This window comes from Amycolatopsis sp. cmx-11-32 (genome assembly GCF_047608695.1).
Taxonomy (GTDB): Bacteria; Actinomycetota; Actinomycetes; order Mycobacteriales; family Pseudonocardiaceae; genus Amycolatopsis.
Genome location: NZ_JADNQN010000007.1, coordinates 25,419 through 47,427, shown reverse-complemented (window position 1 = coordinate 47,427; position 22,009 = coordinate 25,419). Strand labels below are relative to the sequence as shown.

The following is a 22,009-nucleotide window of genomic DNA, read 5'->3' as shown; positions in this document are numbered from 1 at the left end:
TCGCGACATGCTCAGCAGGGTCAGCGGGCTAGTGAGACCACCTGCGTAGCCCCGAAGGTGCCCTTCACCGGCACCTCGACGGTCTTGCGCCGCACCGTCACCTTGATGACGTCCTGCCGCTGCGTCGGGTCCGTAACGGCCAGCTGCCGGCCGTTGCTCCCCCGTCCCAGCGCCACCGACGCCGGACCGGACACCGACACCTCGTCGACCGAGCCCGCGGCGAAGAAGTTCGCCAGCAGCGTCGCGTCCCAGAGCCGGATGGCCTGCACGGTCACGGTGTTGGACCGCACCCGCCACGCCCAAGCCGAGGCGATCGTCTCCAGCACCGACGCGGTGAGCAGGACGGCGTAGGCGTAGCTCGCCCCTGAAGGCTTGGCCCCGTGCTCGATCACCAGCTTCTGGTAACGCCGGGTGTAGGGCACCGTGGTGCCCTTGGTGTTGGCGCCCTTGTCGACGTCGCGCCAGGTCCCTGTCCGGTCCTCGCGCAGCGCGGTCACGTCGGAGGCGTCGAGCAGGACGTACCCACCGACCTTCTCCAGGTGCAGCCATCGCTTGCGCCGCAACGACTCCGACCCGGTGACCAAGCGGCCGTCGGCGAGCAGGGCACCCGAGCCGTGCTCGCCGAGGTTGCGATTTTCAATCGTGGTGCGGATCCGCTCGCCCGACGCGTCGGTGATCCCGGCGCCGAGGCAGACCACCCCCGACGGCGTGAAGAACCACGACTTCTTCGCCGTCAGCGTGCCGTCTTGCGAGACGAAGTCGAGGGCGTGCGCGCCGTGCCTCGCGTCCCAGCGGACGCCGCCGCAATGATCCTTGGTGGTGAGCGGTACTTGCTCCAGTGCCGGGGTCGGACCGGCCTTGGTGGTCGTGCCCGGCAGCAGCAGCGGATCCACGGTCGGCCAGTAGGCGTCGGTGAAGTGCCCCTTGGCCTTGGGCAGGAACAGGTACAGCGAACCGTCGCCGGTGTACCAGCCGTGCAGGTTCATCGCGTTGACCGACTCGTACCGCGAGATCCGTGTCGAGGCGACGCCGAGCGAGGCCGACCAGCCCTCGGTGATGTGCACCATCCGGTCCTGCTGGCCGAACACGCGATGCGTCGCGACGGTGGGCGTCGGCCGGATCTTGGTCGCCAGCAACTCCTGCGCGAACTCGATGCCGGGGACGGCGACGAGGTCCGGGCCCGGCGCGAACCGCTCGGGGTCGGGGATTTCGAGATATGGCGCGAAGGTGTCCTCGGTGATCCACTTCGCGGCGAGCCCGCCGAGTTCCTCCTTGCGTTTCCCGCTCGCCGACCGCGCCAGCAGGACGACCGCGCCGGTGACCTGATGCCCGATGTCGTGCGCGGATTCCCCTTGCCGGGAAAGGAACCGGCCGCGGACCGACTCCATCAGCGCGCCCGCGTGGACGAACGGCGCGAACGTGTCCGAAACCAGTGCGTACGCCGCCTCGCGAACATCGACGGGCAGTTCGAACTCGGTGCCCTTGGTGACGTGGATGGCGGACGCGACGGCGGTGAGCAGGACGATCCCGTAGTGCCCGGGATACGGCACCGAATCGTGCTGGATGAACGAGCCGTCGGTGTGGAATCCGTCGCCTGCCGCGCGATGCAGCTTGGCGATGACACTCGCCACTCCCCCGCCTTCGACGTCGGTGAACGCCCCGACACCGCGTCTGATCCGTTCGGTGTCGCCGAGCATCGCGCCGGAGACGATGGAGATCGTCGACTTGTCCGCGCGATTGGCGCCGGTCTCGACGACCGTCGGGTTGTTCGTGCGCAGGTTCGGATCACCGGAGAACTTCAGCACCGGCTTCAGGTACTTGGCGAGTTCGTCCTTGGTCAGCTCACCGGCCACCGTGGACAGAATGTGCAGCAGGTAGAGCGGGATGCCGATTTCGTAGGTGTACCAGTTGCCGATCTCGGCGGTCTTCTCGCTGTACTGATCGCTGATGTACAAAAGTTCCAGCGCCGCTTTGATCCGGCCGAGCACGGCCGCGTCACCCGCCAGCGCGCCGCCAGGGGTGCCCCAGTTGACCGCGATCGCGCGAAGCCGGGCGTACATCGACGTCGTGAACTCACTGCCCGGGCCGAGAGGGAGGTCCTTCCACAAAGGACCATCGCCGACCGTCATGCTGTCGTAGTAGGCCTTCGCGACCCTGTCGAGGTTCGCCAGCGCGGTGGCGCGTTCCGCCGACGGCCGGTTGATCCCGGTCTGCAGTTCGCGGTAGCCGGTGACGATGGCCGCGGCCTCCGCCGGAACCGCGGACTGGGCGAACGAGGGCCGGGCGATCGCGGTCGTGAGCGCGACCGAAGCGGCCGCGGCCGCGCCTCCACGCAGGGCGGTTCTCCGGTCGACATAACCGAATCCGGGCATGACGGGGCCTCCCAAGGGGTCGAATGACAGCAACTAGGGGCGGCGGCGTGAGGTGGGGCCTCGTGAGTGACCTGCTCGCGCATCAAGGGTTCCCGATGTCGGTGAAACCTGGCTCCGGGTACGCGTTGACGAAGCGATTGGGACGTCGAGCGCCCAATTCCTTCATCAACAAGCCTGAGACCAGACTCGCCACCTTTGCCTTACCCCCCATAGAACGACCCAAATCACTCACGAGCTTCTAGCGTTTCCCGTCGGTCCTGCGTGGCAAGCCCCACGGGTTGTTCTCCCGCAACGGTTCCGGCAGCAGCGCGTCGGGGAAGCCCTGCCAGGCGATCGGCCGCAGGAACCGCTCGATCGCGGCGGTGCCGACCGAAGTGCTGGTCGGCGCGGTGGTCGCCGGGTAAGGGCCACCGTGTTCCTGCGCCCAGGTGACCGTGACACCGGTCGGCCAGTCGTTCCACAGCAGACGGCCCGCGACCCGGGTCAGCGACGGGAGGACCGGGCGGATCCAGTCCACATCGGACTCTTCGCCCTGGATGGTCGCGGTGAGCCCGGGTTCCATCACCTGGAGCAGGCTGATCAGCTCGGCCCGGTCGGTGTAGGTGACGAGCAGCGACGCCGGGCCGAAGCACTCCTCGCGGACCGTGCCGGCGTCGGCCAGGAAGTCCTTGGCGGTGGTGGCGAGCAGGGTCGCGCCGTGCGAGATCCCCTCAGTACCACCGGACTCGGACAGCACCTCGACACCCGCCACGTCCCGCAGCTTCGCCAGCCGGTCGGCGAATCCGGCCGCGATGCGCTCGTTGAGCATCGGCTGCGCCGCGATCGTCGAGACGGCCTCGCGCAGGGTGTCTTCGAGCCCGTGGCCGTCGGGGAGGAACAGCAGCCCCGGCTTGGTGCAGAACTGCCCGGCACCGAGGGTGAACGACCCCGCGTAACCCTTCGCGATCGCCTCGCCACGCGCCTCGATCGCCGAGGGCGTGACGACGACGGGGTTGACGCTGCCGAGTTCGCCGTAGAACGGGATGGGCGACGGCCGCGAGGTCGCGATGTCGAACAGCGCGCGCCCACCCGGCACCGAACCGGTGAACGACGCCGCCTGGATCCGCGGGTCCTTCAACGCGGCCACCCCGTTCTGCTGGCCGTAGATGACCGCGAAGATCCCGTCCGGCGCACCGGCCTTGACCAGCGCCTCACGCAGGACCTCACCGGTGCGGGCGGACAACTCCGGGTGCCCGGAGTGCGCCTTGAGCACGACCGGGCATCCGGCGGCGAGTGCCGACGCGGTGTCACCGCCCGCGACGCTGAAGGCGAACGGGAAGTTACTGGCGGCGAAAACCAGCACCGGCCCGATCGGCGTGAGCAGACGGCGGATGTCCGGACGCGGCCCCATCGGCCACGCGGCGTCCGCGTGGTCGACGGTGGCGCCGAGGAACGCACCGTCGGCCAGCACCTCGCCGAACAGGCGCAGCTGGAACGTGGTGCGCTTCAGTTCGCCCTGCAGTCGCGGGGAAACCGGGAGGTGCGTCTCCTGGTTGGCCAGCGCGATCAGCTCGTCGGCGGAGGCGTCGAGGGCGGCCGCGGCCGCGTTCAGCCATTCGGCTCGCTGGGCTGGGGTCGCGGCCGCCGCCGTGCCTGCCGCCGCGGTGGCGGCCGCGAGGATCTGTTCGAGCGTGGCGGGATCTGTTGCCTGGCTCATGATTTCCTACTTCTCCTAGAGTTCTTGTGCGGCGCTGACGGCGGCGATGAGATCCGCCCAGCGCCCCGGGCCTGCGAGGCCGAGGTGGTACAGGTGCAGTTCGGTGGCGCCTGCCTTGCGGAGTTCGGTGGTGTAGGCCTCGATGTCGGGCACCGGGCTCGCCGCCACCGCGGTGACGTAGCTGCCGACGGCGACCTTGCGCGGCAGTTTCGCCCGCGCCGTCGCGACGGACTCCCGGCTGGCTTGCCCGGGTACCCAGTTCTGCAGCACCACCGCGTCGACGTCTTCGGGGACCGACGGCGTCAGCCCCGGCAGCGCGCCGGTGACCCACGGGTCCATCGCGCCGTGGAGCACGATCCGCGGCCCGGCCGGGATCTTCGCGAGCACATCACGCCGGAGCGCGTCCGTCGCCTTTTGCCGCGTATCGAGCAGGACCTGCCGCAGGGTGGGCAGGATCTTGTCCTCGGTGGCACGGAGGTCACCGCCGTCGATCAGCCGCCGGACCTCGGCACGCAGCTTGTCCAGCGCCTTCGCCGGATCCTTGCCTGCCGCGGCCCAGGACTCCAGGCAGGCGTCGCAGCAGCAGACCGACAGCAGTCGCGCCACCGCGGGCGACCAGACACCGTCGGTCTTCTCGTGCTGATGCTGGTGGATGGCACCGAGCGGGCCACACGCCTCCAGGATGACCGAAGCGAAGTCGAGCCCCGCGAGACTCTCGGCGGTCATGTTCGCCGCGTACTCGCGGACCTCCGGCTGCCCCGGGCACAGCGCCCACGGGTACCGCTCGCCGAAGCAGTTGCGCACGGTGAAATCGGGGAACTCCGTGCCCAGCTGGGAATTGTGGGTCAGCACGATCCACGCCGCCGCCGGGATACCCGCTTCGTTCAACGACCGGACGGCGTCGCCCGCGCTGTCGCGGCTTTCGACCCAGTCCGGTTCGGCGGGCCGCAGCTCACCCCAGGCCTCCTCGCGCACCGGCCGGTACAGCGCCGCGTGGCGAGCGACGACCGAGGTGCGCTCGGCCGACCAGGGCGTCGCCGCGCGGGCGCTGTGGTACGACACGGCGACGGCGACCTCGTCGACGCCGAGTTCCCGTACGCGCTCGACGAACCCCGGGTCGTCGACGACGTCCCAGGGGTAGGCGTATCCGGTGACCTTCACCCCGTCACCACCGCGCCGTGTTCGGTTCGAAGTTTCCGACGAACTTCCGCATATAGGTCACGTCATCCCGTTTGGTCTGTCCACTTCGGACATAGGCTTCATGGGCCCGCGCCAGCGCGTCGGGGTCGAGTTCGACTCCGAGCCCCGGTTCGCCGGGCACCGCGACCGCACCGTCGACGAACTCCAGCGCACCCGGGGCGATGACGTCGGCCGTCTTCCACGGCCAGTGGGTGTCGCAAGCGTAGGTCAGGTGCGGCGTCGCCGCGGCCACGTGCACCATAGCGGCCAGACTGATCCCGAGATGACTGTTCGAATGCATGGAAAGCCCCACGTCGAAGCATTCCGCCGTGGTCGAGAGGGCTTGCGTGTCCCGCAGCCCACCCCAGTAATGATGGTCCGAAAGTATTACGCTGACCGCTCGCTGTCGGAAGGCGGGCTCGATGTCCGCGAAGCGCACGACGCACATGTTCGTGGCCAGCGGCATGTTCGCCTTCTCGGCGACCCGCGCCATGCCCTCGATGCCCGGCGTCGGGTCTTCGAGGTACTCCAGGACACCGTCGAGCTCTTCGGCGACCCGGATCCCGGTCTCAGGAGTCCAGGCCGCGTTCGGGTCGATGCGCAGCGGGTGGTCCGGGAACGCCCCGGCGAGCGCGCGGATGCCGTCCATCTCCTGATCCGGGTCGAAGGCACCGCCCTTGAGCTTGATGGAGGAGAAGCCGTACTCCTCGACCATGCGCCGCGCCTCGCCGACCAGTGCTTCCGGCGTGGTCACCTCGCCCCACGAGTCCTCTTCGGCCCCGATGTGGGCGCCGAACTTGTAGAACAGGTAGGCGGAGAAGTCGACGGCGTCACGCGCCTTGCCGCCGAGCAGGTCCACCACCGGCCTGCCGAGGTAGTGGCCCTGCGCGTCGAGAGCGGCCACTTCGAACAGCGAGTACACGCTGGCGACCGTCTTGCTGACGGAGAATCCGCCGGTGAGCCCGTGCGCGTCGGCGAAGACGACCTCGCCCAGCGTGGTGGCGACCTTCCGGCGGAGGCCGGGCAGGTCGAACACGTCCTGTCCCTTGAGTTCCGGCAGTACCTTCCGGACCTGTTCGAGGAACGCGAGGTCACCGTAGGACTCGCCGAGACCGACCACACCGTCTTCGCAGATCAGCTGGACGACGCCGCGCAGCGCGAAGGGCTCGTGCACTCCCATCGCGTTGAGCAGGGGCGGGTCGGCGAAGGCGACCGGGGTCAGGACGACTTCGAGAACCTTCATCTTCAGGCACCGGCCCCGACGGACTTGAGGACGGCGAACCCGTCGTCGACGATCTTCTCCAGCCGGGCGATCTGGTCGGCGGTGGGCTCGACCAGCGGCGGCCGGACCGTGCCGACCTTGTCACCGCGCGACCGCGCCGCGGCCTTGACCAGCGACACGGCGAAGCCCTGTCCCTCGTCCCGCAGCGCCACCAGCGGCAGGTAGAACCCGGCGAGCAACGCCTCCATGACGGCGTCGTCGTTCTCCACGAGGGCGCGGTGGAAGCGGGCCGCGATCTCGGGGGCGAAGCAGTGCACTGCGCTGGAGTACCGCGCCACACCGATGGCGGCGTACGCGCGCGCGGAGACCTCGGCTGTGGGAAGACCGTTGAAGAACAGGAAATCCCGGGCCCGATCGCTGTCGACGGAGCGGATCGTGGTGATAATCCGGCTCATCAGTTCGACGTCGCCGAAGCCGTCCTTGAGACCGACCACCGACGGGATGTCGAGCAGTTCCACCGCGGAGTTCGGGGTGAACACCCCGGTGGAACGGTGGTAGACGATCACCGGGATCGAGGAATCCCCGGCGGCGTACCGGACGTGGTCGACCAGCCCGGACGGCGGGCCGGTGACCAGGTAGGGCGGCAGGAGGAGGACGCCGTCCGCGCCGCCCGCCTCCGCCGCCGCGATCCCGGCACGGGCCGACGCCGCACCACCGCCTGCCCCGACCCATACGGGCACGCGCCCGGCGACGACCTCGCGAGCCTTACGCAGGATCGCTGCGTGCTCGTCCGGGGACAGCGAGCTGAATTCGCCCGTACCGCAGGCGACGAACAGCGCGCCGGCTCCGGCGACCACGTGGCTCTCGACGTTTTCAGCGAACGCGTCGAGGTTCAGTTCCAGCCCCTCGGTGAAGGGGGTCAGCGGGAACGCCAAGAGGCCGTCGAGTTCGATCTGTGCTGATGAGTTCTCGGCGGGAAAGCGTGCCTCGAACTTGGGCTGTGCCATGGATTTCTCTTTCGTCTTTGTGGTTGGTCCCGGGTACGGGCCCGGTCAGGCGGGCACGGTGGTGCCGTCCTGCGACTTGCTGGGTGTGACGTCGTCGTCACGGTCGATCGTGTCGATGATCTCGTCGGTGGTGGCCTTGCGCTCGGGCATCAGGTGGCCGAGTCCGATGAACAGCGCCAGCGAGACCAGGATCGGGGTGGACACGGTGACCGCGAGGGTGGCGTTGTAGCCGTAGTAAGCGATCGCGTAGGCGATGAGACCGCCCGCCCACGAGATCAGCGCCGCGCGGGAGCCGGAGCGGCGGAACGCCGGGAGCATGCCCAGCAGCAACGGTACCGAGATCGGGCCCATCAGCGCCGCGACCCACAGCACGACGATACCGAGCACACCGCCGAGTTTCTCGGCCTGCGTGGCGACCGCCATGGTCAGCACGACGAAGACCACCGTCGAAACGCGCGCGGCGAGCAGCCCCTGTGCTTCGGTGAAGCTACGGGCCTTCTTCCACAGCACCGGCATCATGTCGCGGGTGATCACCGCGGAGATCGCGTTGGCGTCCGAGGAGACCATCGCCATCGTGTGCGAGAAGATCCCGGCCAGCACCAGCCCGACCAGCCCCGGCGGGAGGAACGTCGTGGTCATGATCGCGTAGGCGTTGTTGGGGTTCGCGATGTCCGGGATCAGCAGCGGGGCGGCGAACATCGGGAACATCATCACCAGTGGCCACACCAGGTACAGGATCGAAGACAGCCGCGCGCTGCGCCGGGCTTCGAACGTGTTCGGCGCGGCCATGTAGCGCTGCGCCAGGTTCCACATACCGCCGTTGTACTCCAGCGTCTTCACCAGGACGTAGACGAGCAACACGACGGTGGTGAACTTCGAGGTGGTCGGGTTCAGGTGGGCAGGCGGGAGGTCTCCCCACACGGTCCACAGGCCGGAGACGCCGCCGAGTTTGTCCAGCACGACCCACAGCATCACGATCGCCGCGATGGCCTGGATGACGAACTGGCCGAAGTCGGTGAGCGCGTCGGCCCAGAGACCGCCGACGGTGCAGTAGATCAGCGTGATCGAACCGGTGATGATGATGCCCCAGGTGTAGGGCACACCCGCGAAGACGTTGAGGATCGTCGCGACCGCGAACCATTTGGCCGCGATGTCGAAGATCTTCAGGAGGCTGCCGCTCCAGGCCAGCGCCTGCTGGGTGGGCACGTTGAAGCGCTTCGCCAGGTACTCCAGCGGTGAGGAGACGCCCAGCTTCGAGCGCAGGCGGTTCCACCGCGCGGCGAACAGCCAGCTGCCGATGCCGACGCCGACGCCGATGCTGGCCATGCCCCAGAAGTAGACCGTGATGCCGTCGGTGTACGCGACGCCCGCGTACGCGACGAAGAGCACCGCGCTGTAGCCGGACATGTGGTGGGAGATCCCGGCCAGCCACCACGGCATCTTCCCGCCGGCGGTGAAGAAGTCACTGACCGTGTTGACCCGGCTGTGCGACCACAGGCCGATCACCACCATCAGCACGAAATACGCGGACACCATGATCCAGTCCAGCAAATGCACCGCTGACTCCTCTCCGCGTCCACGGTGATGTGATCCAGCCCGACATGTTCACATCCATGAACGGATTCTGTTATAGTGATTATGTTCATCCATAAGAACGCTGTTCGGGACGCTAATATGGCCGAGGTCACTAGTCAACGGCCGGATGGAGGAGCGCGGATGCCACAGCAGGAAGCCGCTGTCACGGTGGCGAACGGTGCGTCCGAGCCCGCCGGGGTCAAGTCGGCACGGCGGGCGATCGACCTTATCGAGACCTTCGCCGCGAACGACGTCTGGCTTTCCCTGTCGGATCTCCACGCGCGGACCGGTTTTCCCAGGTCGAGCCTGCACGGACTGCTCCGCACCCTGCTCGAAGCAGGCTGGCTGGAAGTGGACACCAACACCGCCCGCTACCGCCTCGGCGTACGCGCGCTGATCTGCGGCACGGCCTACCTCGACCGCGACCCGGTCGTCCCGTTCGCGACCGAGGCGCTGGAGCGGATCCGGGAGAAGACCGGTTTCACCGCGCATTTCGCGCGCCGCGAGGGCACCGACGTCGTCTACCTGGAAACACGGGAGTCACGGCACTCGACGCACCTCGTCTCCCGCGTCGGCCGCACCCTGCCCACCCACGCGACCGCGCTGGGGAAGGCTTTACTGGCCGAACTGACGCACGACGAGATCGACGGACTCCTCACCGGGGAGTTGTCGGCGCTGACCCCGAACACCATCACCTCGGCCGAGTCGCTGCACGCCGAATGCGCGAAGACCCGCGAGCGCGGCTACGCGTCGGAAATCGAGGAAGGCAGCCTCGGCGTCCGGTGCGTCGCGGCCGTGATCCCGTACCGCATCCCTGGCACGGACGCGATCAGTTGCTCCATGCCGGTCACCGAAGTCACCGACGCGGACGCCACACGCGTCGGCGAACTCCTCGCCGAAATCACCGCGGAACTCGGCCAGCAACTGCGCCGCGCCGGTATCCGTTGATCATTCCCGTTTCTTCACTGACAAGGGGTACTCATGGCAGACCAGCGCGTCCTGATCACCGGCTCGGCGGGCATCGTCGGCACCCTGATGCGGCCGCGGCTGCGCCGCTCCGGGCGGGTGCTGCGGCTGCTCGACCTGGCCGCGCAGCCCGAAGCCGCGGGAGGTGAGGACGTCGAGCTGATCGTCGCGTCGGTGACCGACCCGGAGGCGATGGCCAAGGCGTGCGCCGGTGTCGACGCGGTGATCCACCTGGGCGGGCACAGCCGGGAGCACTCGTGGGAAGCCACGCTCGACGTCAACATCAACGGCACCCACACCGTCCTCGAAGCCGCGCGGGCGGCCGGTGTGCCGCGGGTGATCCTGGCTTCCAGCAACCATTCCGTCGGTTTCCGTCGCAACGACGAGGCAGGCGAGAACGGCCTCCCCGCCGATTCCACCCCCCGCCCCGACACCTACTACGGCGTCAGCAAAGCGGCCATCGAAGCACTCGGCAGCCTGTACCACTCGCGGTTCGGCATGGACGTGATCGTCATCCGGATCGGCTCGTGCTTCGAAGACCCGCTCGTCCTTGGTCCGCGCGGCCTGATGACCTGGCTCTCCCCCGACGACGGCGCCCGCCTGTTCGAGGCGTGCCTGAGCTACCCCTCCCCCGGCTACCGGCTGATCTGGGGCGTCTCCGACAACACGCGCCGGATCTACTCGCTCGCCGAAGCCGAGGAACTGGGCTACAAGTCGCTCGACAACGCGGAGACCTACGCCGATCAGCTGGCGGACAAGCCGGCGCCGACCGGCGCGGCGGCGGAGTACGTCGGCGGGCCGTTCTGCACCGCTCCGCTGGGCGCTTACAACCCGCTCTGACCCAAGCCTCGTGAGTGGTAGGGACGGTTGAAGCGGACCGGTATGTGCCTACCCACGTGTGACCAGGATCGGCACGAGGTTTCACCGGTCTCGGACCTGATCAACGGAGGATCGGGGACGTTGAGTGTCCCCGATCCTCCCCACTCAGTCCCTCCTGTATCACCTTCCTGGCTCGAGACTCAGTATGAGTCCGGTGGCAGTGTTTCGATGACTGTCAGGGTTGACGATGGGAGGAATCGGGACCCGTGCGCCCGCCCACACTCACGAGGGCCACCCGATCAGGGCCTCGAGCGCGGTGATCGAAGTCAGTAGGTAGGCAAACCGGTCCAACAGAACCGTCCTTACCACTCACGAGGTGGCCACTCAGCCGACCGCGATGGACTGGAACGTCACCGGGGTCTTCGGCGGCCCCGTCCCGTCGCCGGGTCCCTTCGCTTCGTCCACGCCACCGCGCGCGACCTCGTCCAGCACCTGCAGTCCCGCGTCCGAGATGCTCCCGAACACCGTGTACTCCGCAGGCAGTTCCGCTTGACCGAAGACCATGAAGAACTGGCTGCCGCCCGAGTTCGGCGCCTGTGTCTTCGCCATGGCGAGGAGCCCGCGGCCGTACTTGAGTTCCGGGAAGACCTCGTCCGGGATGGTGTACCCCGGCCCGCCCATGCCGGTGGCCGCCGGGTCGCCGCACTGGAGCATCTGGAGCCCCGACGTGCCGAGCCGGTGGCACGAGGTGCCGTCGTAGTAACCCTGCTGCGCCAGCGAAAGGAAGTTCGCCACGGTGCACGGCGCGAGCCCGCGGTCCAGTGTCAGTCCGATCTCACCCGCGGTCGTCTTGACCGTGGCCGCCGTCGTGCCGGACGCTGGGGTCGGGCCCGCCGCGGGCGGGGTGGCCTTCTTCGGCACCTCGCCGCTGGAGCTCGCCGGATACGCGCAGTCGGTCGGATCCGCCAACGGCGTGGAGCGCTTCGGCAGCGGAATCCGGCCCGCGGGGATCTGCACCGGGCTCCGCGTCGTCGTGTCCTGGGCGCTCGACGTCGGAGCCTGCGACGAGGACGCGACCGCGCTCTCGCCCTTCGAGTCCGACAGGAAGAACCCCGGCGCCACGAATCCGGTGATGGCCACGACGGCCACCACCACGACCAGTCCCAGCACACCCAGCCCGACCCAGAGCGCCGTCTTGTTCGACGACGGCGGCGGCGGCTGTTGCGGCGCGCCGTACCAGCCCTGCTGCTGGTACGGCTGCTGCGGATAGGGTTGCTGCTGGTACGGCTGCCCCTGCGGGGGCCCGGAATCGGGAACCTGGCCTTCGGGCTCGCCCGACTGCGGCGGCTGGGACATCTGTGCTCCTGTCATCCGGCGGAGGAAGTGCAGAAACACTCTCACGTACCACATGCGGAAGTCAGGGCATCCCCCGCGGCGCGCCGTCCCCGTTCGCCGGGACGGGCCGGATCTCGAGGTCGGGCCCGTCGCCCCGCGCGGTGCACGACGGCCCCCTCCCCGCGCCTCAGGTCGATCTGGACGTCTCCGCCTGCCCCATCGGTCGCGGACGGTGTCGTACGCAGTCACGAGTTCAGCGGCGACCTCCTGCGGCTCCGATCTCAAGCGGCTCGGCAAAGTCTGCAGGACAAGGATTCCCTCGGCGGTGTATCGACCGTTCCTCTCGAGCGTGCCGGCGTACTGCCTCCGCGCGAAATGGAAGTCATACGAGTCGATTTCCCACGCAAGACGGACTTTCCTGAAGTAGCCATCGGGAGTCCCGACGTAGCGACCACCGGAATCCCTCAGTTCGTGATTCCACAGCGGTTCCGGGAGACCGGTCCGGCGCCAGACAGCCATCGCGTCGATTTCCGCGACCGAACGCCCCCCTCTGAGGACGTCACGCAGGACCTCACGGGGCATTGCGCTACCTCGATCACTGCCTGCTTCGAGTTCCCGGATGAGGGCCTCGGGATTCAGCCCGCCTCGGTGAACGGCCTCGATCAACAACGCTCGAACCGGGTCGTGCGCGGCAAACCTACGACATTCATCGAGAACCGCCCGGACGAGTGGAGCCATGGCCACTCCGTCGACGATCACTGGGCGAGGCATTCGAGTAGTCCGCTCTACGAGCACATACCTTGCGCTGCTGACCTGGCAAGAAGCGGGCACCAGCAGATGAACCCGGTCAGCCGTGCTCCGCGGCCCCCTCAAACCTTGACGGCGGCAAGCTTCGAGACCGGTGACGATCGCTTCCGACCCGCCACAGAGCAGAGCTGCGTCGACCATCTGGCGGCGAGTCGGCCGCCCCGAGCCGAGCAGCAACACTCCGGGCAACAACCGCTGCCAGGGCTGCCCAGGTCGGCAACGCCGGTAGCAGGTTCTCTTCGAAACGCCGAACTCCACCAGCCGCGCGACAGTGATCACGCCGTCGCGGCTCAGCTTGTAAAGGCCCTCGTGATCGCGAGCCCATTCCCCAGATCGCACCCCAAGATCATCGTCAGCGACACGTACCCCTCACCAGCACTGATTCGTTCCCTGTGGACAACTCGCCACACCAGCCCCATTGTGGACAACTCAAGACATGCCCCCAATGTGGCATTGGGGGCATCCGGACCTTTAGACCAGCGGAGGCAGCGCTGGAGCGTCAGGGGCGGGAAGCGGAGGCAGCGCCGGAGCGTCCAGCCAAGCTTCGAAGAAGGCGTCCAGCGAGCGACCAGCGAAGCGTTCAGCCAGCGCGACAAAAGCAGCAGTGGTCACCAAACCGTGCCGGTTCTCCACCGCCCAGGCCTTCACCAGCGGGAAGAACACCGCACCGCCGACGGTACAACGCAAAGCGTGCAACAACAGGCCGCCGCGTTTGTACACCCGCTCGTCGAACATCCGCGAGACGCCGGGGTCGGCGAGACGCAGATCCGCGGGCTTCGCCTTCATCCGCGCGTGCCACGTCTTCGCCAAGGTGTGGGCGCTCTGCTCGCCGGATTCCTCGGACCAGAGCCATTCCGCGTACGTCGCGAAGCCCTCGTTCAGCCAGATGTGCCGCCAGTCGGCGACGGTCAGGCTGTTGCCGAACCACTGGTGCGCCAGTTCGTGCACGACGAGCCGTTCGTGGGTGCGCCGTCCGTCGACGTGGTTGGCGCCGAAGATCGACATGCCTTGGGCTTCGATCGGGTCGTCGAGGTCGTCGTCGGTGACGACGATGACGTATTCACCGAAGGGATACGGCCCGAAAAGCCGTTGCAGCGAGTCCATGATCCGGCCCTGCCGCCCGAAATCGTGCTCGAAGGGCCGGCGCAGTCGCGGCGGCACGGCGGCCCGTTGCGGGACCGAAGTGACCACGGAGCCGCCGTCGAGGTTGATCCGATACGCGGCGGCTTCGGGGTGCGAGAGCCAGCCGGGTTGGGGGCCGGAGACCAGTTCGACGTCGTCGTACCGTCCTGTTTGGACGCTCATCAGGTAGGTCGCCGTCGGCTCTGGCCGTTCGAAGACCCACGTCGTGGTGCTCGCGCGCTCGTGCCGCGACACCAGGTCCCCGGTGATGGCCACGAGATACGGCGACGATGTCGTCAGCGCGACGCGGTAGGTCGCCTTGTCCGCCGGATGGTCGTTGCACGGGAACCAGGACGGGGCCCCGACCGGCTGGCTCGCGACGAGCGAGCCGTCGGTCAGTTCGTCCCAGCCGATGTCGCCCCACAGCCCGGAAAGCGGGCGCGGGTTGCCGACGTAGAAGACTTCCGTCAGGAACTCGGCCCCGTCGGGCACCGACTTCGCGGGTTTCACCTGCAGCTTGTGCCCACGCCGCAGGTACTTCGCGGGTTTGCCGTTGACCAGCACCCGGTTGATCCGGAAGTCGCCGAAGTCGAGTGTGAACCGCGACAGCGCCTGCGTCGCCTCCGCCGTGATGGCGGCGGAGGCCGACAGCCGGTTGGGACCGATCTTGTAGTCCAGCTCCAGATCGTAGTGCCGGACCCGGTAACCGCCGTTACCGTGATGGGGCAGATAGGAGTCGCCGGAGGTGTCCGCGCCGGGCGAGGGCTGCGCGGAGGCCTTCGAAATCACCCGCGAAGAACCCCGCTTCCCATCTTGTCTGTTGATGAACCCGCGGCCGTGATCGACGGCGGGTTCACCCGCACGGTCACCATTCCGAACACACCTCAGCTCCGCCGACAGTCCCCTACTTCGTCCAGGCCGAGATGGGATTTCCCAGCCAGCGCGAGTCGGCGGGAACCGCGTCGCCCCGGGTCACCAGTGACCCCGGTCCGACGGTCGTCCGCGCGCCGATGCTCGCGCCAGGCAGCACGATACCGTGCGACCCGAGCGTCGCTCCCTCGTCCAGGGTCACCGGCGACATCGTCATGATCCGATCGTGGAAAAGGTGCGTCTGCACGACACAACCGCGGTTGATCGTCGCGCCGTCACCCAAGCTCACGAGGTCCGACTCGGGCAGCCAGTACGTCTCCAGCCACACACCGCGACCGATCTTGACGCCCATGGTGCGCAGCCACGCGGGAAGCAGCGGCGTGCCGCCTAGCGAACCGATCAGCCAAGGCACGGCGAGCGCCTCGACGAAGGTGTCGGCGAGTTCGTTGCGCCAGACGAACGAACTCCACAGCGGGTGGTCGACCGCGCGGAACCGGCCGACCAGCAGCCACTTCATCGCGGTGGCGGTCAGCGCGGCGACGGCACCGGCGGCGAGCAGCAGCGGCCCACCTAGCAGCAGCGCGACCAAGAAGCCGTAGGACCCGGCCAGCGCGAGGATCCCGGCCGCGACCAGCACGGTCAGCGCGACGCCACACATCACCGGCACGATCCGGCACAACTCGACGAGCGCGCGGGCCGCCTTCAGCCGCAGCGGCGGCGTGTAGGTGCGGCTCGTGTCGGATTCGCCGACCGACCGGCGGACCGGCAGCGGCGGCATCCCGAGGTACGACGAGCCCTTTTTGGCCTTCAGCGGAGCCGACGACAGCACGCCGACCAGACCGCGTTTCGGCACTGAATGACCGGGCGCGGCCATCCCCGAGTTGCCGAGGAACGCCTGCTTGCCGATCCGGGCGGGCGCGACGTGCAGCCAGCCGTGGCCGAGTTCGTAGGTGGCGACCATGGTGTCGTCCGCCAGGAACGCGCCGCTGTCGACCTGGGTCATCTTCGGCAGCGCGAGGACGGTGGACGCCTCGACGTTGCGGCCGACCTTCGCCCCGAGCAGCCGGAGCCACACCGGGGTGAACAGGCTGGCGTACAAGGGGAACAGCCCGTCGCGCGCCATGCCCATCAGCCGTTCGGTCGCCCAGACCTGCCACGCGACGCTGCCGTGGACGGGGTGGTAACCCTCGACCATGCCGATGCTCAGCGAACGGACGCCGACGAGCACGAGCACGGCGTAGCTCAGGAAGTACGCGACGGTGGCCAGCGGCGTGAACAGCAGCGCCTGGCCGAGCGCGGCGCCCAGCGAAGGAGTGCCTGCGATCGCGTAACCCAGCACCGCGACGGCGGGCAGGGCGGCGACGGCGGGCAGGAGGCCCAGTGCGACCGAGGTCGCGCCGTAGACCGAAGACCAGAACCGCGAACGCGGCGGGCGGCTCGGCGGCCACTTCAGCGCGTCCTTGGCGGCGCGGGCGGCGGGAGCACCGGCCCAGCGCTGCCCGGCGGGCACGTTGCCGCGGACGGTCGACCCGGCCGCGATCTCCGCGCCCTTGCCGATCCGCGCGCCGGGGAACAGCGTGCTGCGCGCGCCGATCCGCGCGTCGGCGCCGATCCGGATCTTGCCGATGTGCACGAGGTCGCCGTCCACCCAGTGCCCGGTCAGGTCGACCTCGGGTTCGATGGCGGCACCGCGGCCGAGCTTCAGCATGCCGGTGACCGGCGGCGGCGAATGCAGGTCGACGTCCTTGGCGATCCGCGCGCCGAGAGCCCTGGCGTACGTCGTCATCCAGGAAGCACCCGCGACACTGTCCGCGCCGCTGAACTCGGCGATCTTCTCGGCCGTCCACAGTCGCAAGTGGACACTCCCGCCACGCGGGTAGCTGCCGGGACGGACCCCGCGCAGCAGCAGCCGCGCACCGGTCGCGGAGATCGCGATCCGGCCGGCCGGGCTGAACAGCGCGACCCACGCGACGGCGATCCACGCCCAGTGCAGCGTCGGCGCCCAGGTGAAACCGGCCAGCGACAGGATGTTCGACAGCGTCGCGGCGATCGTCGTCCAGCGCAGGCCGACCAGGCCCATCAGCGGGATCATCAGCAGCGACTGGATGATCCCGGCCTTGCGCGGGGTCGGCGCGATGTCGCGGCGTTCGGTCTTCTCGCCGCTCAGCGCGTCCAGCAGCGTGGCCAGCGCGCCGAGCTTCGGGTTGGCATAGATGTCGTTCACCGACACCTGCGGGTGGCGGGTACGGATCCGCGCGATCAGCTGCGCGGCGGTCAGGCTGCCGCCGCCGTTGGTGAAGAAGTCGGCCTTCGGATTGCCGACCGAGACGCCGAGGATCTCCGCCCAGCCTTCGGCGAGCCAGCTCTCCGTCGGCGACAGGCCCGATTTGGCGGCGTCCACAGTGGACAGCGGCCAGGGCAGCGCGTTGCGGTCGACCTTGCCGGAGGTACGCGTCGGCAGGTCATCGACCAGCGCCAGCAGCGGGACGAGCGCCGCGGGCAGCTGCTCGCGCAGCCTGGTCGCGGCCTCGTCGTGATCGAACTTCGTGCCTTCGGCGGGCACGACGTACCCGACGAGCACCTGGTTACCGGCCTTGGTGCGGCGGATCGCGGCGGCGGCGCCCTGCACTCCGGGCAGCGCCTGGAGCGCGGCGTCGACCTCGCCGAGTTCGATGCGGCGGCCGCCGAGCTTGACCTGCTCGTCGAGGCGGCCGAGGAACAGCAATCCTTCAGCCTCGGCGCGGACCATGTCACCGCTGCGGTAGGCGCGGCGCCAGCCCAGCGACGGCAGCGGCGCGAACTTCTCGGCGTCCTTCTCCGGGTCCAGGTAGCGGGCAAGGCCGACACCGCCGATGACCAGCTCGCCGGTCTCCCCCATCGCGACCGGCTCACCGGCCTCGTTGACGACGGCCAGCTGCCAGCCTGCCAGCGGCAGGCCGATGCGGACGGGTCCTTCGCCGGTCATCTGCGCGGCGCAGGCGACGACGGTGGCCTCGGTCGGGCCGTAGGTGTTCCAGACCTCGCGACCCTCGACGGCGACGCGCTCGGCCAGTTCGGGCGGGCACGCTTCGCCGCCGAAGATCAGCAGACGGACGTCTTCGAGCGCGTCGGCGGGCCACAGCGCGGCCAGCGTCGGGACGGTCGAGACGACGGTGATGCCCTGCGCGACCAGCCACGGGCCGAGGTCGACACCGGTCCGCACCAGCGAACGCGGCGCCGGGACCAGGCAAGCGCCGTGACGCCAGGCGAGCCACATCTCTTCACAGGACGCGTCGAAGGCGACGGACAGGCCCGCGAGCACGCGGTCACCGGGGCCGATCGGCTCCTCGGTGAGGAAAAGCCGCGCCTCGGCGTCGACGAACGCGGCGGCCGAGGCGTGCGAGACCGCCACGCCCTTCGGCTTACCGGTCGAACCCGAGGTGAAGATGATCCACGCGTCGTCGGTCGGCGCGGGAGAGCCCTCGATGCCGTTGGGTGAGCCGAGCACGGTGATCACACCGCCATCGGAGACGACGGCGGCGACCTCGGCCTCACCGAAGACCAGGTCGGCGCGCTCGTCCGGGTCGTCCGCGTCGACCGGCACATAGGCGGCGCCGACGGACAGGACGGCGAGGATGGCGATGTACAGCTCCGCGGTGCCGGAGGAGATCCGGACGCCAACCCGGTCACCGACGCCGACGCCGTTGGCGGTCAGCTTGCGGCCGTAGGCGTCGATCTCCTCGACGAGCTTGCGGTAGGACAGCGTGGTCTCGCCGTCGTCGATCGCGCCCGCGTTGGGATGGCGGGCGGCGGTCTCGGCGAGGAGGTCGGTCAGGGTGCGCTCGCCGGCACCGAGGCCGGACCAGAACAGGGCGCGGTCGGCGATGGGGGCGGGTGACGGGGCGACGGTGATGTCGGCGACACAGGCGATCGGCCGGGAATCGGCGGTCAGCGTCATCGGGACATCACCACGGGCAAACCAGAACCATGGGCGCGCAAGCCCATCACACCTTTCACGAAGTGCGTCATTCGGGCTCGCTCTTCGAATGAGGCGCCCGCTAGTCAGACCATTCAGTTTACCGCAGTTGCCCGACATATCTCGGCGAGGTCTCGGCAGAGTGTCGAAACTCACCGGGGACACGCCGAAGACCGAGGTCATCGACGTGTCCGCCTGGTGAACTATTCACCTACATGGTGAGAAATCAGCGGGTCTTCGGTTTTCCTGCCGCTTTTCCGCCGACCTTAGGCCTCTGCTTCTTTTCGCGTACTCGGACATTCACCCGGACGGGGCTGCCTTCGAAGCCGAAACGCTCACGGAACTTGCGTTCGATGAATCGCCGATAGCCGGCCTCGAGGAAGCCCGTGGTGAACAGGACCAGCGTCGGCGGCCGAATGCCGGCCTGGGTCGCGAAGAGCACCTTCGGCTGCTTGCCACCTCGGACCGGCGGCGGGGTCGCGGCGATGAGGTCGGCGAGCCAGCCGTTCAGCTGACCGGTGGGGACCCGCTGGTCCCAAGACTTCAGCGCGGTCCGCAGCGCGGGCGCGAGCTTGCGCACGGAACGCCCGGTGAGCGCGGAGATGTTGACCTTGTCCGCCCACGGCACCCGGACCAGGCCGCGGTCCAGTTCCCGCACCATGGCGTGACGACGGTCCTCGTCGACGAGATCCCACTTGTTGAAGGCGAGGACGCAGGCGCGGCCCGCCTCGACGACCATGGTCAGCACCCGCAGGTCCTGCTCCGAAAGGGGTTCGGCGGCGTCCAGCAGCACGATCGCGACCTCGGCCGCGTCGATCGCGGTCTTGGTCCGCAGCGACGCGTAGTACTCCGCGCCATTGGCCGAGTTCACGCGCTTGCGCAGGCCCGCGGTGTCGACGAACCGCCAGATGTCGCCATCCAGCTCGACCAGCGAGTCGACCGGGTCGACCGTGGTACCGGCGACCGAGTCCACGACGGACCGCTCTTCGCCGGAGATCTTGTTCAGCAGGCTGGACTTGCCCACGTTCGGCTTGCCCACCAGCGCGACCCGGCGCGGGCCGGCGGTGGCGCGGTCGCCGTCACGCGGCATCGTCGGCAGTGCCTTGACGATGGCGTCGAGCAAGTCACCCGAACTACGGCCGTGCAACGCGCTGACCGGATGCGGTTCGCCGAGGCCGAGTGACCACAGCGACGCGGTGTCGGCGAGCAGGCGGTCGTCGTCGACCTTGTTGGCGACGAGCAGCACCGGCTTCTTCGAGCGGCGCAGCACCTTCGAGGCGGCCTCGTCGGTCGCGGTCGCGCCGACGCTGGCGTCGATGACCAGCAGCACCGCGTCGGCGGTGGCCATCGCGATCTCGGCCTGCGCGGCGACGGAGGCCTGCAGCCCGGTCGCGTCCGGCTCCCAGCCGCCCGTGTCGACAAGGGTGAACCGGCGGCCCGCCCAGAAGGCGTCGTAGGCGACGCGGTCCCTGGTCACGCCGGGGACGTCCTGTACGACCGCCTCGCGACGGCCGAGGATGCGGTTGACCAGGGTCGACTTGCCGACGTTCGGCCTGCCGACGACGGCGAGGACCGGCTGCGCGAGTTGCGCCTCCTCCTCGGCCTCGCCGGCGGCGATCTGCGCGTCGAGCGCGGTGAATTCGGACTCGTCGGACCAGGAGCCGTCGATCTCGCCGACTCCGTCAAGCTCAGACATTCGTTACTTCACATTCTGTCGCGTGTCTTGGAGCCCGTGCTCCAAGCGCCATTCGTCCAGTGCCTTCACGAGGTCCGCGAGCGCGATGCGAAGCCGCTCGGTTCCCTCCTCCAGCCCTGTCCTTCCCTTCCCGATCGCGGGAGTGAAAGGTTCGCCGACCATGATGTCGACGCGGGGCCGCCAGCGCCTCTTGGCACCAGCGGGTCTGTATGTCCCCCGAGTGGCGACCGGAACCACGGTCGCGTTCCCGGCGCGGACCAGGAAGGCCGCGCCGCGCTCGAAGTTTTCGGCGTCACCGAGGCCGCGGGTGCCTTCGGGAAAGATCCCGACCGCACCGCCGTCCTCGAGCACCTTGACCGCCATCATCAGCGGTTTGCGGTCCACCGCCCCCCGTTTCACCGGGATCTGGCCCAGTTTCGAGAAGAACCAGCCGACGAAACCCGTGAAGAGTTCCGCTTTGACCAGGAACGCGGTGCGCCGCGAGAACATTCCGAACAGCAGCTGCGGTTCCACCATCGAACTGTGGTTGGCGACGAACACCACCGGACCGGACGACGGCACGCGGTCGCGGCCGTGCACCCTGACCCGGAACGCGGGCCGGACGATGAACTTCGAGATCCCCCGGCCGAAGGCGTGCAGCGGGCCGCTCGCGCCCTCGGGCAGGCCTTTCGCGCTCACCTGGCGGCCTCCGCGGGGCAGCCTTCGAGCAGACCGCGGTGCAGCGCCAGCTCCGCCAGCGCGACGATCACCTGGTCGATGTTGAGCTGTGAGGTGTCGACCTCGACGGCGTCTTCGGCCGTGCGCAACGGTGACGCGGCCCGCGTGGAGTCCAGGTGGTCACGCCGCTCCACCGCCGCCTTCGCGACGGCGTGGGTGGACTCGCGACCGGCGGCCGAGTCCTGCGCGCTGCGGCGCGCGGCACGGACCTCGGCCGAGGCGGTGAGGAAGATCTTGAGCGGGGCGTCCGGTGAGACGACGGTGCCGATGTCGCGGCCTTCGACCACGATGCCGCCGACGCGGCCGAGCACCTCGTCGATGATCTCACGCTGCCGGGCGACCAGCAGTTCGCGGACGGCGGGAACGGCCGAAACCGGCGACACCGCGGTGGTGACGTCCGCGCCGCGGATCTCGGCGGCGACGTCCTCGCCGGACAGGGTCACGGTCGCTTCGTCAGGGCTGGTCCCGATGCCGAGTTCAGCCTTCCGGGCGACGTCGGAGACCGCGTCCGCGTCGGCAAGGTCTGCCCCGGCGCGCAGAACGGCGAGGGTCACCACGCGGTACATCGCGCCCGTGTCGAGGTAGCCGGCGCCGAGCTTCGTCGCGAGCTTCCGCGAAACCGTCGACTTCCCGGTACCGGATGGGCCGTCCATCGCGACCACACCACGCAG

At 68.9% G+C, this 22,009-nt stretch carries 14 protein-coding genes; 2 read left to right on the top strand and 12 right to left on the bottom strand.

The window, feature by feature from the left end:
* Window positions 1-20: 20 nt before the first annotated feature.
* The 6 genes from ACM6LR_RS22020 to ACM6LR_RS21995 form a co-directional block, all read right to left on the bottom strand.
* A complete protein-coding gene (locus ACM6LR_RS22020; protein WP_414944412.1) occupies window positions 21-2,372 on the bottom strand; it encodes a polysaccharide lyase 8 family protein in 2,352 nt (783 codons plus the stop codon).
* 238 nt (window positions 2,373-2,610) lie between these two features.
* Entirely contained in the window at window positions 2,611-4,068 is a 1,458-nt protein-coding gene (locus tag ACM6LR_RS22015) for an aldehyde dehydrogenase (NADP(+)) (RefSeq protein WP_414944411.1), read from the bottom strand.
* Between the two features lie 15 nt (window positions 4,069-4,083).
* Window positions 4,084-5,229: a hypothetical protein gene (locus ACM6LR_RS22010; protein ID WP_414942209.1), complete on the bottom strand. Its 1,146-nt coding sequence runs from the start codon at window positions 5,227-5,229 to the stop codon at window positions 4,084-4,086.
* 4 nt (window positions 5,230-5,233) lie between these two features.
* Window positions 5,234-6,490, bottom strand: a complete 1,257-nt coding sequence (locus tag ACM6LR_RS22005; protein WP_414942210.1) for a glucarate dehydratase family protein — start codon at window positions 6,488-6,490, stop codon at window positions 5,234-5,236.
* Between the two features lie 2 nt (window positions 6,491-6,492).
* On the bottom strand, window positions 6,493-7,476 hold the full coding sequence (locus ACM6LR_RS22000; RefSeq protein ID WP_414942211.1) for a 5-dehydro-4-deoxyglucarate dehydratase: 984 nt from the start codon (window positions 7,474-7,476) through the stop codon (window positions 6,493-6,495).
* Window positions 7,477-7,521: 45 nt separating this feature from the next.
* Window positions 7,522-9,033, bottom strand: a complete 1,512-nt coding sequence (locus ACM6LR_RS21995) for a sodium:solute symporter family protein (protein ID WP_414944410.1) — start codon at window positions 9,031-9,033, stop codon at window positions 7,522-7,524.
* Between the two features lie 159 nt (window positions 9,034-9,192).
* On the opposite strand from ACM6LR_RS21995, the gene ACM6LR_RS21990 reads away from it, so the two are divergent.
* Window positions 9,193-9,999 (top strand): IclR family transcriptional regulator, encoded by an 807-nt coding sequence (locus ACM6LR_RS21990; protein WP_414942213.1) that lies wholly within the window; start codon window positions 9,193-9,195, stop codon window positions 9,997-9,999.
* A gap of 33 nt (window positions 10,000-10,032) precedes the next feature.
* Complete coding sequence (locus ACM6LR_RS21985; RefSeq protein WP_414944409.1) at window positions 10,033-10,857, top strand: NAD-dependent epimerase/dehydratase family protein; 825 nt, start codon at window positions 10,033-10,035, stop codon at window positions 10,855-10,857.
* 363 nt (window positions 10,858-11,220) lie between these two features.
* On the opposite strand, the gene ACM6LR_RS21980 is transcribed toward ACM6LR_RS21985, so the two are convergent.
* From ACM6LR_RS21980 to cmk, 6 genes are all read right to left on the bottom strand, one after another.
* Window positions 11,221-12,192 carry a peptidylprolyl isomerase gene (locus tag ACM6LR_RS21980; RefSeq protein ID WP_414942215.1) on the bottom strand — a complete coding sequence of 324 codons (972 nt, stop codon included), beginning with the start codon at window positions 12,190-12,192 and terminating at the stop codon, window positions 11,221-11,223.
* 1,257 nt (window positions 12,193-13,449) lie between these two features.
* Entirely contained in the window at window positions 13,450-14,889 is a 1,440-nt protein-coding gene (locus tag ACM6LR_RS21975; protein ID WP_414942216.1) for a M1 family metallopeptidase, read from the bottom strand.
* 115 nt (window positions 14,890-15,004) lie between these two features.
* Complete coding sequence (locus ACM6LR_RS21970; RefSeq protein ID WP_414944408.1) at window positions 15,005-18,907, bottom strand: Pls/PosA family non-ribosomal peptide synthetase; 3,903 nt, start codon at window positions 18,905-18,907, stop codon at window positions 15,005-15,007.
* A gap of 244 nt (window positions 18,908-19,151) precedes the next feature.
* Window positions 19,152-20,621 carry a ribosome biogenesis GTPase Der gene (der, locus tag ACM6LR_RS21965; RefSeq protein WP_076167974.1) on the bottom strand — a complete coding sequence of 490 codons (1,470 nt, stop codon included), beginning with the start codon at window positions 20,619-20,621 and terminating at the stop codon, window positions 19,152-19,154.
* A 3-nt stretch (window positions 20,622-20,624) separates the two neighbouring features.
* Complete coding sequence (locus tag ACM6LR_RS21960; RefSeq protein WP_414944407.1) at window positions 20,625-21,299, bottom strand: lysophospholipid acyltransferase family protein; 675 nt, start codon at window positions 21,297-21,299, stop codon at window positions 20,625-20,627.
* A complete protein-coding gene (gene cmk / locus ACM6LR_RS21955; RefSeq protein WP_414942243.1) occupies window positions 21,296-22,000 on the bottom strand; it encodes a (d)CMP kinase in 705 nt (234 codons plus the stop codon). The genes ACM6LR_RS21960 and cmk overlap by 4 nt, the downstream gene beginning before the upstream one ends.
* Between the last annotated feature and the right edge of the window lie 9 nt (window positions 22,001-22,009).